Origin of the sequence: Kitasatospora sp. NPDC059648, from assembly GCF_042734825.1 — a bacterium.
Taxonomy (GTDB): domain Bacteria; phylum Actinomycetota; class Actinomycetes; order Streptomycetales; family Streptomycetaceae; genus Kitasatospora.
This window is the reverse complement of the sequence record NZ_JBHWDU010000029.1, coordinates 13,204-27,076: the sequence shown is the minus strand read 5'-3', so window position 1 is coordinate 27,076 and position 13,873 is coordinate 13,204. Positions and strand designations below refer to the sequence as shown.

At 72.9% G+C, this 13,873-nt stretch carries 15 protein-coding genes; 6 read left to right on the top strand and 9 right to left on the bottom strand.

All coding sequences use genetic code 11. The features are described 5' to 3' along the window. Positions 1-9 precede the first annotated feature (9 nt). The 3 genes from rpsG to ACFV1W_RS19055 form a co-directional block, all read right to left on the bottom strand. Entirely contained in the window at positions 10-480 is a 471-nt protein-coding gene (gene rpsG / locus ACFV1W_RS19065; RefSeq protein WP_030055803.1) for a 30S ribosomal protein S7, read from the bottom strand. A gap of 2 nt (positions 481-482) precedes the next feature. Continuing rightward, the gene (gene rpsL, locus ACFV1W_RS19060; protein WP_014144289.1) at positions 483-854 is read right to left on the bottom strand and encodes a 30S ribosomal protein S12; all 372 of its coding nucleotides are present in this window, start codon (positions 852-854) and stop codon (positions 483-485) included. Positions 855-1,284: 430 nt separating this feature from the next. After that, the gene (locus tag ACFV1W_RS19055) at positions 1,285-1,824 is read right to left on the bottom strand and encodes a DUF1707 and DUF4190 domain-containing protein (RefSeq protein ID WP_380417996.1); all 540 of its coding nucleotides are present in this window, start codon (positions 1,822-1,824) and stop codon (positions 1,285-1,287) included. 215 nt (positions 1,825-2,039) lie between these two features. On the opposite strand from ACFV1W_RS19055, the gene ACFV1W_RS19050 reads away from it, so the two are divergent. From ACFV1W_RS19050 to ACFV1W_RS19035, 4 genes are all read left to right on the top strand, one after another. Then, positions 2,040-2,849, top strand: coding sequence for an ABC transporter ATP-binding protein (locus ACFV1W_RS19050; RefSeq protein ID WP_380417994.1), 810 nt, complete (start codon positions 2,040-2,042; stop codon positions 2,847-2,849). Then, positions 2,846-4,462, top strand: coding sequence for a transporter (locus tag ACFV1W_RS19045; protein WP_380417992.1), 1,617 nt, complete (start codon positions 2,846-2,848; stop codon positions 4,460-4,462). Before ACFV1W_RS19050 ends, ACFV1W_RS19045 begins: the two co-directional genes overlap by 4 nt. A gap of 85 nt (positions 4,463-4,547) precedes the next feature. Continuing rightward, on the top strand, positions 4,548-5,834 hold the full coding sequence (locus tag ACFV1W_RS19040; RefSeq protein WP_380417991.1) for a DUF2786 domain-containing protein: 1,287 nt from the start codon (positions 4,548-4,550) through the stop codon (positions 5,832-5,834). 36 nt (positions 5,835-5,870) lie between these two features. Next, positions 5,871-6,983 (top strand): ADP-ribosylglycohydrolase family protein, encoded by a 1,113-nt coding sequence (locus ACFV1W_RS19035; RefSeq protein WP_380417989.1) that lies wholly within the window; start codon positions 5,871-5,873, stop codon positions 6,981-6,983. An 18-nt stretch (positions 6,984-7,001) separates the two neighbouring features. Here ACFV1W_RS19035 and ACFV1W_RS19030 read toward each other — a convergent pair whose 3' ends face one another. Genes ACFV1W_RS19030 through ACFV1W_RS19020 form a run of 3 tightly spaced genes read right to left on the bottom strand, consistent with a single transcriptional unit; the run spans position 7,002 to position 9,136 of the window. Further along, positions 7,002-8,312, bottom strand: coding sequence for a serpin family protein (locus ACFV1W_RS19030; protein WP_380417987.1), 1,311 nt, complete (start codon positions 8,310-8,312; stop codon positions 7,002-7,004). Between the two features lie 41 nt (positions 8,313-8,353). Next, on the bottom strand, positions 8,354-8,821 hold the full coding sequence (locus ACFV1W_RS19025) for an NUDIX hydrolase (RefSeq protein WP_380417985.1): 468 nt from the start codon (positions 8,819-8,821) through the stop codon (positions 8,354-8,356). Positions 8,822-8,869: 48 nt separating this feature from the next. After that, complete coding sequence (locus tag ACFV1W_RS19020) at positions 8,870-9,136, bottom strand: hypothetical protein (RefSeq protein WP_380417983.1); 267 nt, start codon at positions 9,134-9,136, stop codon at positions 8,870-8,872. Positions 9,137-9,325: 189 nt separating this feature from the next. Here ACFV1W_RS19020 and ACFV1W_RS19015 point away from each other — a divergent pair, with 189 nt between their 5' ends. Then, complete coding sequence (locus ACFV1W_RS19015) at positions 9,326-9,640, top strand: hypothetical protein (protein WP_380417981.1); 315 nt, start codon at positions 9,326-9,328, stop codon at positions 9,638-9,640. A 4-nt stretch (positions 9,641-9,644) separates the two neighbouring features. Here ACFV1W_RS19015 and ACFV1W_RS19010 read toward each other — a convergent pair whose 3' ends face one another. The 3 genes from ACFV1W_RS19010 to ACFV1W_RS19000 form a co-directional block, all read right to left on the bottom strand. After that, complete coding sequence (locus ACFV1W_RS19010) at positions 9,645-10,643, bottom strand: ADP-ribosylglycohydrolase family protein (protein WP_380417979.1); 999 nt, start codon at positions 10,641-10,643, stop codon at positions 9,645-9,647. Positions 10,644-10,664: 21 nt separating this feature from the next. Beyond that, on the bottom strand, positions 10,665-11,879 hold the full coding sequence (locus ACFV1W_RS19005; protein WP_380417977.1) for a cytochrome P450: 1,215 nt from the start codon (positions 11,877-11,879) through the stop codon (positions 10,665-10,667). 72 nt (positions 11,880-11,951) lie between these two features. Beyond that, positions 11,952-12,692: an NAD-dependent deacetylase gene (locus ACFV1W_RS19000; protein WP_380417975.1), complete on the bottom strand. Its 741-nt coding sequence runs from the start codon at positions 12,690-12,692 to the stop codon at positions 11,952-11,954. A 112-nt stretch (positions 12,693-12,804) separates the two neighbouring features. Here ACFV1W_RS19000 and ACFV1W_RS18995 point away from each other — a divergent pair, with 112 nt between their 5' ends. Next, positions 12,805-13,869: an ATP-binding protein gene (locus tag ACFV1W_RS18995; RefSeq protein ID WP_380417973.1), complete on the top strand. Its 1,065-nt coding sequence runs from the start codon at positions 12,805-12,807 to the stop codon at positions 13,867-13,869. Positions 13,870-13,873 lie beyond the last annotated feature (4 nt).

Sequence of the window (13,873 nt, the reverse complement as noted above, 5' to 3'; positions counted from 1 at the left end):
GGGTACGGACTACCAGCGGTAGTGCGCGAAGGCCTTGTTGGACTCGGCCATCTTGTGGGTGTCCTCGCGACGCTTCACGGAAGCGCCCAGGCCGTTGCTGGCGTCGAGGATCTCGTTCATCAGGCGCTCGGTCATGGTCTTCTCGCGACGGGCGCGGGAGTAACCGACCATCCAGCGCAGCGCCAGGGTGCTGGCGCGGCCCGGACGGACCTCGACCGGAACCTGGTAGGTCGCGCCACCGACACGGCGGGACTTGACCTCAAGGGCCGGCTTGACGTTCTCCAGCGCGCGCTTCAGCGTGACGACCGGGTCCGAGCCGGTCTTCTCGCGAACGCCCTCAAGGGCGCCGTACACGATCCGCTCGGCGGTGGAGCGCTTGCCGTGCAGCAGGATCTTGTTGACCAGCTGGGTGACGACCGGGGAGCCGTAGACCGGGTCGATGATGACCGGGCGCTTCGGGGCGGGGCCCTTACGAGGCATTCTTACTTCTCCTTCTTGGCGCCGTAGCGGCTGCGGGCCTGCTTGCGGTTCTTGACACCCTGGGTGTCGAGCGAACCGCGGATGATCTTGTAGCGGACACCAGGAAGGTCCTTCACACGACCACCGCGCACCAGCACGATGGAGTGCTCCTGCAGGTTGTGGCCCTCGCCCGGGATGTAAGCGGTGACCTCGATCCCGCTGGTGAGGCGCACACGGGCGACCTTGCGGAGAGCCGAGTTCGGCTTCTTCGGGGTGGTCGTGTACACACGCGTGCAGACCCCACGGCGCTGCGGGGAGCCCTTCAGCGCGGGAGTCTTGTTCTTCTCGACCTTGTCCTGCCGGCCCTTTCGGACCAGCTGCTGGATCGTAGGCACCGTTTCTCCGTTTTCTGTGTGCCAAGGCTTGGTGGAACTAACCTGCGGTGTCTCCCTCGCACACGACCCCGTGGTCGACCCACGCGGTCGGGTGTGTTGGGCTATTCCGACACGGAATCCCATGAGCTGATGTACAGCGACGGCGCTCTACGCGCGGTGCGCTGGAGGGCGCTCCGGCTCGGCGCGGCGACCGGTGTGCATGCACGCACAAGGACCCGGGGACACCCCAGGCACAAGGTCAGAGCGTACCTAGCGCATGGGGCGCGGTCAAAACAAATGCAACGCCGCAGGTCGCGGCCTTCGGCCGGGTGTCGCCCCGGTGTCCCGTACGCGACCGGCCGGTGTCGGGCCGCCCTTCACCCGCTCTACCACAGTCGGGGGGCGCCCGCCAGCGGAGCGCCGACGGGGCGGCTGCAGGGCGGCGGGGGCGCTACGCGACGGCCAGCAAGAACACCAGGGACCAGAAGGCGGCGCCCAGGTAGCCGAGCACCAGGCCGAGGACGGCCGCCCAGTCGCCGTCCATGTTGCGCTCGCGGATCTGGGACCGGGCGATGTGGCCGGTGATCAGCGCGGGCACCACCGGCAGCACCAGGACACCGGTGAGGCCGCACACCAGGGAGACCACCGCCAGCACGCTGGTGGGTCGGGCCTGCGGCACCGGCGGCGGCACCAGGAAGGTCGCCGGGACGGGCTGCACGGACTGCAGCGGCGCCGCCATCGGCCCGGTCGGGAGGTCCGCCACCAGCGCGGCCAGTTCGCCGTAGGTCACCGCCCGGGCCGCGGCCTCGTGGCGCTGCTCGTACTCCTGGGCGGACAGCCGCCCCTCGGCGAACCCGGCCTTCAGCACGTCCACCGTCCGGTCCCGGTCCGCGTGGCTCGCCCGCATCGCCGCCTGCGGTGGCGGACCGGACTGCCAGCCGGCGGCCTGCCGATGGGCAGGACCGGGCTCCCCCCACGGTTGAACGGACATCCGCCACCTCCCCGGCAGCGCGGCACCCCGCGCGCTCACTGCTCCTCATAGTGCAGGACGAACAAGGGAACTGAGTAGTTGCGGGATCGGACCGGCGGGCACGCTCAGGGGATGCTCAAAGCGGGCGACAGCCCGTTCGGGCAGTGCCAGGCTGGGCCCGGAGCATCCGTTCGATCATCCGTTCGTCCACCCACGACCACAGACAGAAGGCCGCCATGCAGGCGTCAGCACCGTCGCCCTCCGAACCCGCCCCCTCGGCCGTCAGCATCCGGGGACTGTGGAAGCACTTCGGCAGCCAGGCCGCCGTGGCCGGGCTCAGCCTGGAACTGCCCGCCGGGGCGTTCATCGGCCTGGTCGGGCCGAACGGCGCGGGCAAGACCACCACGCTCTCCATGGTCACCGGCCTGCTCCGGCCCGACCAGGGCACCGTGCTGGTGCACGGCACCGACGTGTGGGCCGACCCGGTCACGGTGAAGGCCCGGATCGGCATCCTCCCCGAGGGGCTGCGGATGTTCGAGCGGCTCAGCGGGCGCGAGCTACTCCAGTACACCGGCCGCCTGCGCGGCCTGCCCGCCGCCGAGGTGGACCGCCGCACCGAGGAGCTGCTGGCCGTCCTGGACCTCGCCCGGGACGCCGACAAGCTGGTCGCCGACTACTCCACCGGCATGCGCAAGAAGATCGGCCTGGCCGCCGCGCTGCTGCACAACCCCGACGTGCTGTTCCTGGACGAGCCCTTCGAGGGCGTCGACCCGGTCTCCGCCCAGACCATCCGCGGCGTGCTCAAGCGGTACGCGGCGGCCGGCTCCACGGTCGTCTTCTCCAGCCACGTGATGGAACTGGTCGAGCAGCTCTGCGACTGGGTCGCCGTGGTCAACGCGGGCCGGGTGATCGCCCAGGGGCCGCTGGACACCGTCCGCGGCGCGCGCAGCCTGCACGAGGCCTTCCTGGAGCTGATCGGCGTCCGGGAGGACGACGGCCGGGCGCTCGACTGGCTCGGCGGCGGGCACTCCGGGAGCGCCCGGTGACCGGGGCGACGGTGCCCGACGGGCGGACGGTGGTGCGCGGCCTGGTCGCGCTCAAGCTGCGGCTGCTGCGCAACGGGCTGCGCCGCAGCCCCGGCCGGACCGCCGTGTACGTCGTCGGCGGCGTCCTCGGCCTGCTCCTCGCCGGCGGCGTGGCCCTCGGCATGTCGGTGCTGAACGGGCGCTACGCCGGGTCCGGGGACACCGGGGTGATGCTGCTCGGCGTGCTGACCCTGGGCTGGGCGGCGCTACCGCTGTTCCTGTTCTCCAGCGACGAGAGCGCCGACCCGACCAGGCTCACCGTGCTGCCGTTGCGGCCCGGCCCGCTGCTGCGCGGCTCGCTGCTGGCCTCGCTGATCGGGCCCGGCCCGCTGATCAGCCTGGTGCTGGTGACCGGTGCGGTGCTGTCCGGCGCGGTGGGCGGCGCCTCGGCGGCGACCGCGGTGGTCGGGGTGCCGCTCGCGCTGCTCTGCCTGGTCACGCTCTCCCGGGCGGTCGCGGCCGGGAACGCCCGGATGCTCTCCAGTCGGCGCGGCAAGGACTTCGCGATCTTCGGCGGGCTGGCCTTCGCCCTGCTCGTCCAGACCGCCAACGTCGGCTCGCAGAGCATCTTCGGCCGCCAGCACGGCAAGGACATCGACCTCAGCCCGCTGAAGCCGATAGCCGCGGTGCTGCGCTGGGTCCCGCCGGTCAGCGCGGCGGACGCCCCGCGCACCGTCGGCGAGGGCCACTACGCGCTCGGGGTGCTCCAGCTGGCCGCGGCCGGCGCGCTGCTCGTCCTGCTGCTGCGCTGGTGGCGCGCCAGCCTGCAGGAGCTGATGGTCACCGCCGATGCCTCCACCGTGGAGGTGGCGCGCGGGGTGCAGAACTCGGGTGGCTGGCGCTTCCTGCCGGAGGGCCGCACCGGCGCGGTGATGCAGCGCCACCTGCGGTACGCCTGGCGCGAGCCGCGGGCCAAGGCGGCCCTGTTCACCAGCATCGGGATGACCCTGGTGGTCTGTGTGCTGTCGGTGGTCCAGGGCTGGTCGAGCGTCTACCTGCTGGCGATGACCGGGACCTTCCTCGGGCTGCAGATGCTCAACCTGTTCGGCATGGACGGCTCGGCGTTCTGGATGGTCGCCGCCACCCTGCGCACCCCGGCCGACGCCCGGGACGAGCTCCGCGGCCGGGCGTACGCGGTGCTGTCGTACGCCGTCCCGGTCGCGGTGGTGCTCGGGCTGGTGCTGGCCGCCGTCACCGGGGACTGGGCCGGGCTGCCGGCCGCGGTCGGCCTGGCGGTGGCGGTGCTCGGCTGCGGCATCGCGCTCGGCTCGGTGTTCAGCGTGCTGGCGCCGTACACCATGCCGGCCGACAGCAACCCGATGCGCAACGCCGCCCCGGGGCAGGGCGGGCTGATCCTGTTGAACCAGTTCGGCTCGATGATCGGTGTCGCGGTGCTCGCCCTGCCGGTCGGCGGCTACCTGTTCTGGGCGCTCGGATCGGACGGGCCGACCTGGCCCCTGCTGCTGCTCGGCCCGCTGTACGGCGGCCTGGTCGCCGGCCTGGGCATCCGGCTGGCGGCCTCCCGGCTGCTGGACCGGATCCCGGAGATCATGGCCAAGGCCGTCGAGCGGTAGGTCCCGGCTCCCCGGCCCGTCCGTCCGGCCCCTCCGGCATCATGGGCCGGAGGGGCCGAACCGTCGAGGAGAGCAGGGACACACCGTGGGCAAGCGCGCGCAGCAGGGCGACGGGAACGCCGGGCCGCTGCTGGAGCAGGCGGTGCGGTCGGTGCTCACCGCCCCCGAGGAGGGGCTGGACCTCGCGCTGGACACCGGGGCCTCGCTGCTGGCCGCCTCGGTCGGGCAGTGGCCCGCGGTCAGCCGTGCGCTGCTGGGGTACGCGGACACCGCGGTGGGCCGCTGCTGGTCGGCCGGGTGGCGCCCCGCCGATCTGGTGCGGGTGGTACGGCGCGAGCTGAAGCCCGTCCACCTGGCGCTCGCGGTGGACCTGATCGCCGCCGAGGGCCGCCGCCACCCCGCCGCGGGCCTGGACCGGCGCTGGCAGGAGCAGCTGCGCGAGCTGGAGACCGAGGTCTGGTGGCCGGCCGACGAGCAGTACCTCGGGGCCTTCGCCCACCGGCACCGGCTGGACCGCTTCGCGCTCGCCACCGCCTTCCTGGAGCTGCTGCGCAGCTGGGGGCGGCTGCCTCCGATCGCGCCGGTCGGCCCCGCCCCCGGCGCGTCCACGACGGCCCCGCGCCCCGCCGGTCCGGTGACCGGCGAACCGCGGATGCTCGCCCGGATCCGGGCGCTGCTGGCCAAGGCCGAGTCCACCGAGTACCCGGAGGAGGCCGAGGCGCTGACCGCCAAGGCCCAGCAGCTGATGGCCCAGCACAGCATCGACGAGGCGCTGGTGGCCGCCGCCGCGGCCGACCGGGACACCCCGGCGGCGCTGCGGATCGGCGTGGACAACCCGTACGAGGGCCCCAAGACGATGCTGCTGGACGCGGTCGCGGCCGCGAACCGGTGCCGGGTGGTGTGGGCGAAGGAGTTCGGCTTCTGCACCGTGATCGGCTTCGACGGCGACCTGGACGGCGTCGAGCTGCTCTACACCTCGCTGCTGGTGCAGGCCACCCACGCACTCAACAAGGCCGGCTCCGGCAAGGACTCGCGCAGCAAGGCGTTCCGGCAGTCCTTCCTGGTCGCGTACGCGGCGCGGATCCGCGAACGGCTGACCGCCGCCACCGAGCGGACCACCAGCGCCGCCGCGGCCGGCCGCCACCTGCGCGAGGACGGCACCGAGGAACAGCTGCTGCCGGACGCCCGGCTGCTGCCCGCGCTGGCCGCCCGCTCGGCGGCGGTGGACGAGGAGGTCGGCCGGCTGTTCCCGAAGCTGGTCTCGCAGCGGGTGCGGGTCAGCGACGGCGAGGGCTGGGCCGCCGGCCGGGCCGCGGCCGACCGGGCCGCGCTGCACGGCCGGGGCGAGATCCACGACCGGCGCCCCGCCTGATAGAAACGACCCGCCACGAACGAAGGGGGATCCGACGTGACGGAGTCGGCGGCGGAGTCGGGCTACCGGGACCGGGTGCGCGGTGCGCTGCTCGGCGGCGCGATCGGTGACGCGCTGGGCTGGCCGGTGGAGTTCCAGCAACTGCACCAGATCCAGGACAGGTTCGGGTCGCAGGGCGTGGCCTCGCTGCCGGCCGGGAGCGGCCCGGTCGAGGTCACCGACGACACCCAGATGACGCTGTTCACCGCCGAGGGCCTGATCCGCGGCTTCGTCCGCGGCTGGACGGGCGGCGGCGGCTCGGTGCCGGAGGCCGTGCACGGCGCCTACCGGCGCTGGTTGCGGACCCAGTACCAGAGCGCGCCGGACACCGAACCCCAGCCCCGCCCGTACGACGGCTGGCTGTTGGGCCGGCCGTTCCTGTACGCGCGGCGGGCGCCGGGCAACGCGTGCCTGAGCGGGGTCTCCGAGCACCCGGACTTCGAGGCGCCGTCCGCGATCGGGCGGCCGGGGCCGGTCAACCCGGGCTCCAAGGGCTGCGGCACGGTGATGCGCTCGGCGCCGTTCGGGCTGGCCCGGCTCGGCGTGGAGCAGTCCTTCGGGCTGGCCGTGCAGTGCGCCCAACTCACCCACGGGCACCCGACCGGCTACCTCGCGGCGGGCGCCTTCGCGGCGCTGGTCGAGCGGCTGGCGACCGGGACGGAACCGTGGGCGGCGGTCGGCGAGACGGTGGAGCAGATCCGCGAGCTGCCGAGCTCCAAGGAGACCGTCCAGGCGCTGGCCCGGGCGGTGCGGCTGGCCCAGGAGGCCGAGCCCTCGGCCGAGACGGTGGAGCGGGTCGGGCTCGGCTGGATCGCCGAGGAGTGCCTGGCCATCGCGGTGTACTCGCTGCTGGCCGCCACCCTCGACCCCGACCCGGTGCGCACCGCGCTGCTGCTGTCGGTGAACCACTCCGGGGACAGCGACTCCGCCGGCGCGGTCTGCGGCAACCTGGTCGGGGCCGCGTACGGCGCCTCGGCGCTGCCCGGCGAGTGGGTGCGGGCGATCGAGGGGCGGGCCGAGCTGCTGACGGTCGCGGACGACCTGCTGGTGCTGTTCGGCAGCCGCGACCCGGCCCACCCGGCGCTCGGCGGGCGCTATCCGGCCTGGTGAACAGCCTGGTGAGCGGCCCTACTTCGCCTGCGGGTCGGTGACTTGGCCGAGGAACAGCGGCCGGCCGGTGGAGGTGTCCCGGACCAGGAACAGGAACGGCCGGTCGATGTGCAGCTGGGCGGGGTCGCGCGGAGCGGGCGCCGCCCCGGCGACGAGCCCTACGCCGCTGCCGGCCGCCGCGACCGTCCCCTCCTCGTCGACCTGCACGGTGGCCTTCTGGACGACCGTGCTGACGGCGAGCGGCGGCTCCTTGGCGATGCCGCTGAGGTCCGCGTCGTCGAAGACCGAGTGGACGCCGAGCGAGCGCAGCGCGGGGGTGAGCTCGTTGGACGTGTCGAAGTGGAAGCGCGGCAGCTGCAGGTCGACGGGCCGCTCGGCGAGCGCGCCGAGGATCCGGTCGAGCTGGGGCTGGTCCAGTCCCTTGGTGAAGGCCGCGAAGCCGCCCTGCGCGGGGACGATCAGGTCCATCGCCAGGTTGCCGTCCGCGTAAGGGAGTTCGACGGCCTGCCAGGGCTCTCCGACGATCCCGCCGGAGCCGTCGGCGTACTTGAACCCGCCGGTCTGGCTCATCGTCGAGACGTTCGGCACGGTGCCGTCGAGCTTGTGGAACGGGCGGTCTTCGGTGTTCGAGGGCTTGAACTCGGAGGCCCACTTGGCCTTGAGGTAGAGCGCGTCGGTGAGGACCAGCCGGGTGTCCGGGTTGATCGTCTTCGGGGCGAAGAGGTCCTTGATCCGTCCCTCGGTGGCCTTCTCCACGACCGCGTTGACCGCCTTGCGGCTGCCTTCGGGATCATTCTTGAAGTCGGTGGTGTGCACCCCAGCGTCGAAGGCGGCCGCGAGCGCGGCCAGGTAGTCGGGCTCGACCGGGAAGCCCTGCTGCGTCCAGACCTCGTCGGCCTGGCGCAGGGTGAGCTGGTCCCCGTTCTTCGTCCGCTGGTCGAGCGCACCGACGGCGAGCGCGTACTGCTTCGGGTCGAGTCCGGTGTGCAGGGCCTTGGCGAGTTCGTCGGCGGTCTCGCCGCGCGCCCCGGGCATCAGCATCCCGAGCACGGTGGCCAGCCCGACGGGCGAGACCACCGTGTTGCGCCCGGCACCGTCCGGCTTCGCGGTGAGAGCGTGCAGGAGGTCCAGCCCGAAGGCGTCGGTGGCCTGCGCGGTGGCGGCCATCTGGGCCGGGTCCACGGCGGGCCGGCCGGCCGGCGCGGAGGCCTTCAGCTCGGTGCCGGTGGCGGCCCCGGTGCTGCCGCAGCCGCTGAGCAGCGGCGCGGCGAGCACGGCGGCGAGGAGCACGGCGGCGCGACGACGGTTTCCGGTGCGGCTGTTCGTCATGGCCCTTCGACGCGCCGCCCCGCGATCGGGTTCCGCCTCGGCTACCGAACCACAGGAATCTGACCGCTTCGCCAGTCATCGAGCCGCTTACGGATGCTGGTGACCATGGGTAGCGCGCCCACCTCGTCCGGGTGGAACCAGGCGACCTCGAAGGACTCGTCCGAGGTGCGGAGGGTGCCACCGACGGCCCGTCCGAGTAGGCAGATGGAGAACTCCCGGCGGACCTCTCCGTCGTCGTACGCGAAGACATGGCCCGGGTTCGTATAGGTGCCGACGATCCCGGTGATCTCGATCTCGATACCGGTCTCCTCGCGGGTCTCCCGGATCCCGCATCCCGCGAGGGATTCGCCCAGCTCCATCTTTCCGCCGGGCAGTGCCCACATGCCGTTGTCGGTGCGCCGCTGCAGCAGGACTCGGCCGGTCTCGTCCATCACGACCACAGAAGCAGCCGGAACCAGGCTGTTGGGCTCGGGGGCGTTCGGATCGTCTTCGTAGTCACGCCTGGCCATGCTCGGTCGCCTCCCGGGCTGCTCAATGCTTCGCACTTCTGAGGACGCCTAGAACGGGAGGGCGGGTTTGCTCTCCGCCCCGATGGTGACCAACTGCTCACGGAACTGCCTGGTCAGGACCTCCTGCGGGTAGTTCGTCCGGAGTTCCTGGTCCAGTTCTCCAGCGATCATGAGCAGCGACGGCAGCGACATCCGCTCGGCCTCGAAGGCTGGCCCGGCGACGGAAACAGCCTCCTCCAGTTCACCTCGGTAAGGCACGCACGGGTTTCGCCCGGGTGCGAGATCGCCGTGCGCTTCGAGCTGGTCTGCGGCCACCTTCGGATCGAAGTGCACGACGCGAGCAGCGAGAAGCCGGTGATCCGGCGTGCGGCCAGCCCGGACGACCTCTCGGGGCAATGGGTTGTGGCTGGTGGAGGCCCTGTCCGTGGAGTAGGGCTGCGCGCCTCGGCCGGAAGGCATTGGAAAGATCATTTGGGCTCTGGTGGGCCCGGAAGGCGGTGCGTGATGAGGCTCGTGAGTGCGTGCGGGGAGGCCGCGCCGTACCCGTTCCCCGTGGTGGTGGAGGTCAAGGGGGTCACGGAGCCCGCGCAGTTCTCCAAGCTGCCGGACGCGCTGTCGGCGCTGCTCGCCTCGCTGCGTTCACTGCCGCCCAGCATCGAGCAACTGGATTACTTCGACGAACTGTTCGGTCCGGACTCCGTGCACCGCATCGGCCACCGGCTCGCGACGTACGGCGAGGTGCGGTCGCTGGCGTTCCTCGGCCTGACGCCCCACCTGGTCAAGCTGTACCCGGCCGACCCCGGAGCGCCCCAACCCTGATCCCTCAGTCCCAGAGGGCGCCGAACTCCAGCAGCTCGTCCCGGTGCTCGATCCGCTCGACCCACTCCCCGGGCCAGACCGCCTCGCCGTGGTACGCGCCGGCGAAGGCGCCGGCCAGGCAGGCAAGGGAGTCGGAGTCGCCGCTGGAGTAGGCGGCCCGGCGGACGGCGGCCACCGGGTCGTCGGGCAGCAGCAGGAAGCAGAGCAGGCCGGTGCCGAAGGCCTCCTCGGCGACCCAGCCCTCGCCGGTGGCCAGGCAGGGGTCGGTTTCCGGGTCCGGGGCGGCGAGCGCGGCCTGCAGCTGGTCGAGGACCTTGAGGCAGTCGTCCCAGCCGCGGGCGAGCACGGCCTGCGGGGAGGAGCCGTACCAGCGCGCGGCGAGGTCGCCGAGCCAGAACTCGTCGTAGCGCTCGCGGCTCGCCAGCGCGTACGCCCGCAGCACCGCGGGCAGTCCGGCGGGCGGGACGCCCTCGGCGAGCTTGCGCACGGCGTACGCGGTGAGGTCGCCGGCGGCGAGGGCGGTCGGGTGGCCGTGGGTGAGCGCGGACTGCAGCTGTGCCGCGCCGGAGAGCTGCCGGGCGTCCAGCTCGCGGATCAGCCCGATCGGGGCGACCCGCATGTTGGCGCCGCAGCCCTTGGAGCCGACGTCGCTGGCCTGCTGCCAGCGGTACTCGTCGTGGCTGAGCCGCTCGCAGGCGCGCAGGCAGGTCATGCCGGGGGCGCGGTTGTTCTGCGGGGAGCGCCACCAGTCGACGAACTCCTCGCGGACCGGCCGCTCCAGGCGCAGCGGCGTCAGCGGCCCGCGCGAGAGGGCGGTGCGCAAGCCACGGGCGAGGGCGAGCGTCATCTGGGTGTCGTCGGTGACCAACGCCTTCTCCGGCAGCGGGAGCCGCCGCCAGTCGGGCTCGACGGCGGCGATCTCCTCGACGCTCTTGAACTCGGTCACCCGGCCGATCGCATCGCCGATCGCCAGCCCCAGCAGCGCCCCTGTCGCCTTGCCCACGGCCTTCTCCCCCCTCGGTCCTCAGACCTCGACCAGCAGTTCCTTGAGCCCTCGGATCACGTAGCCCGGGTTCCACTCGGGCTCGCGGACCAGCCGCAGGCCCGGGGCCCGGCGCAGCAGCGTGCCGAAGGACTCGGTGAGCTCCAGTCTGGCGAGCGGCGCGCCCAGGCAGAAGTGGATTCCGGCGCCGAAGGTGATGTGCGGGTTGTCGGTGCGGCCGAGGTCGAGCCGGTCGGGGTCGGCGAAGCGCTGCGGGTCGCGGTTGGCGGAGCCGAAGAGCAGGGCGATCTCCGCGCCGCGCGGGACGGTGACGCCGCGGACCTCGATGTCCTCCAGCACCCAGCGCTCGAACATCTGCAGCGGGGTGTCCCAGCGCATCAGTTCCTCGACGGCGGTGGGCAGCAGCCCGTCCACGTCACCGCGCAGCCGGGCGAGTTCGCCGGGGTTGCGGAACAGCGCCCACCAGCCGTTGCCGGTGGTGTTGACGGTCGCCTCGTGGCCGGCGTTGAGCAGCAGCACGCAGGTGGAGACCATCTCCTGCTCGCTGAGCGCGTCGGAGCCCTCCTGGGCCTGGATCAGCGCGCTGATCAGGTCCTCACCCGGGTTCGCCCGGCGTTCGCGGATCAGGGCACGCAGGTAGTCGGAGAACTCGGTGCTCGCGGTGACGGCCCGGCGGGCGACCTCCTCGCTCGGGTTGAGCTCGAACATCCCGGTGATGTCGGCCGACCAGGGGCGCAGCAGGTGCCGGTCCCCCTCCGGCACGCCGAGCATCTCGGCGATCACGGCGACCGGCAGCGGCTCGGCGACGGCGGCGATCAGGTCCCCGCCGCCGGCCGCAAGCAGCCCGTCGACCAGCTCCCCGGCCAGGCGCCGGACGGTCGGCCGCAGCCCCTCGACCATGCGCGGGGTGAAGGCCTTGGAGACCAGGCGGCGGATCCGGGTGTGGTCGGGCGCCTCCAGGTCGAGCAGCCCGTGGTCGTTGAGGGTGTGGAAGGGCTCGTGCGCCGGGTCGGGTTCGGGGCGGCCGAACTCCTGGTGGCTGAACCGGTGCGTGTACGTGCGGCCGAGCCGCCGGTCGCGCAGCAGCGCGCTGACGTCCTCGTGGCGCGAGACGAGCCACTGGTTCGTCGGCTCGTGGTACACCACCGGCGCGTGCTCGCGCAGTTCGGCGTACGCGTCGTACGGGTGGGCCACGAACGCCGCCGACCAGGGGTCGAACTTCGCCGTCGTCGTCATCGGTCGAACTCCAGGCCGTGAGGGGAAGCCAGGAAGATCATCGTATGCACGCGGTACGTCCGTAAAGGGTCCTCACGCCCGTTCCATGACCAGCCGCCGCACCAGCTCGGGCAGCGCGGTGGAGATCGGCTCCCGGATCACTTCGGTCGCGGCCTCGTCGAAGGGGGTCGGCTCGCCGTTCATGACGATCAGCCGGGCACCGCCCTCCACCGCGATCTGCGGCAGCGCAGCCACCGGGTAGACCTGGAGGCTGGTGCCCACCGCGACGAAGATGTCGCAGGCCTTGGCGATCGCGTCCGCCTGCTGGAGCACCACCGGGTCCAGGTTCTCCCCGAACATCACCGTCCGCGGCTTGAGGATCCCCCCGCACTCGCGGCACGCCGGATCGGGCTCCCCCGCCTCGACCCGCGCCAGCGCCTCCTCCATCGACCCGATCACCCGGCAGCTCACGCACTGCACCTCCCGCGCGGTGCCGTGCAGTTCGAGCACCTTGCGGGCGGGCAGGCCGGCCCGCTGGTGCAGCCCGTCCACGTTCTGGGTGAGCACCCGCACCGGCAGCCCGGAGCGCTCCAGGTCGACCAGCGCGCGGTGCCCGGCGTTCGGCTCGGCGGCCAGCGCCCCGGCGTCGCGACGCAAGAGCCAGGCCCGCTCGCGCACCTGGGGGTCGGCCAGGTACGGGCCGATCGTCACGAGCTTCTGCGCCGACGGGTCCTTCTGCCACAGGCCCTGCGGGCCGCGGTAGTCGGGGATGCCGGAGTCGGTCGAGATGCCCGCACCGGTGAGCACGGCGATCAGGGGGCGCTTCGCGTTCATATGCGGGACGGTACGGCCGCCGCCCCGCCCGCGGCCACCGAAAATCCGGTGCGCCCGGTCAACTCCCGCCGCACACTGGGCCGGTCACCCACCGCTGCCGTGAAGGAGCCCCGTGCAGGGAGCAGTCAGCGTCTCGCCCGCCCAGGTCCCCGAGCTGTTGCTCGGCCTGGCCACCGTCCGCCCCGTGTTCCTCTGGGGCGCACCCGGGATCGGAAAGTCCTCCCTGGTCAGGGCGTTCGCCGAGTCGCTGGGGCTGGAGTGCGTGAGCCTGGTCGGCACCCAGCTCGCCCCGGAGGACCTGATCGGTGTCCCGCAGCTCACCCCGGAGGGCCGCTCCCGGTTCTGTCCGCCCGAGCAGATCGCCCGCGACGAGCCGTACTGCCTGTTCCTGGACGAGCTCAACGCGGCCTCGCCCGACGTCCAGAAGGCCTTCTACTCGCTGATCCTGGACCGCCGGATCGGCTCGTACGAACTGCCGCCCGGCTCCGTGGTCATCGGCGCCGGGAACCGCGCCACCGACGGCGCGCTCGCCCGCCCGATGGCGTCCGCGCTGGTCAACCGCATGGTCCACGTCCATCTGCGGGCCAGCGCCGGGGACTGGCTGCGCTGGGCGGCCGACGCCGGCATCCACCCCTGGATCGTCGACCACCTCACCGACCGGCCCGACCACCTGTGGTCCGCCCCGCCCAAGACCGAGGAGCCGTTCTCCACCCCGCGCGCCTGGCACATGCTCTCCGACGCGCTGCACTCCTTCGGCCCGCCCCTGGACGGGGAGACCCTCAAGGTCGTCGCGCACGGACTGCTCAGCGCGCAGCACGCGGTCGCCTTCTGCGGCTACGCGAAGATCGTCCGCAACTCCTACGGCCTGGAGGCGATCATCAAGGGCGACGCCCGCTGGCCGCACCGGCTGGAGGACCGCGACCTACTCTACTACCTGGCCGACGCCTTCCGCGGCCGCCTGGTCAAGGAGCTGCCCGCCCGCAAGGAGCACGCCTCCGGGGCGCAGCGGCAGACCGCCTTCCGGGCCAAGTCGCTGCTGGTGCAACTGGCCGAGATCTCGGTGGAGGTCGCCCAGACGGTGATCGCCGACGGCGCGGACGGCAACCCGGTGCTGCCCTCCTGGTTCCTGGTCGAGGCCGCCCGGGACATGCCCCGGCTGGTCGAGGCCCGCCGGTGAAGCC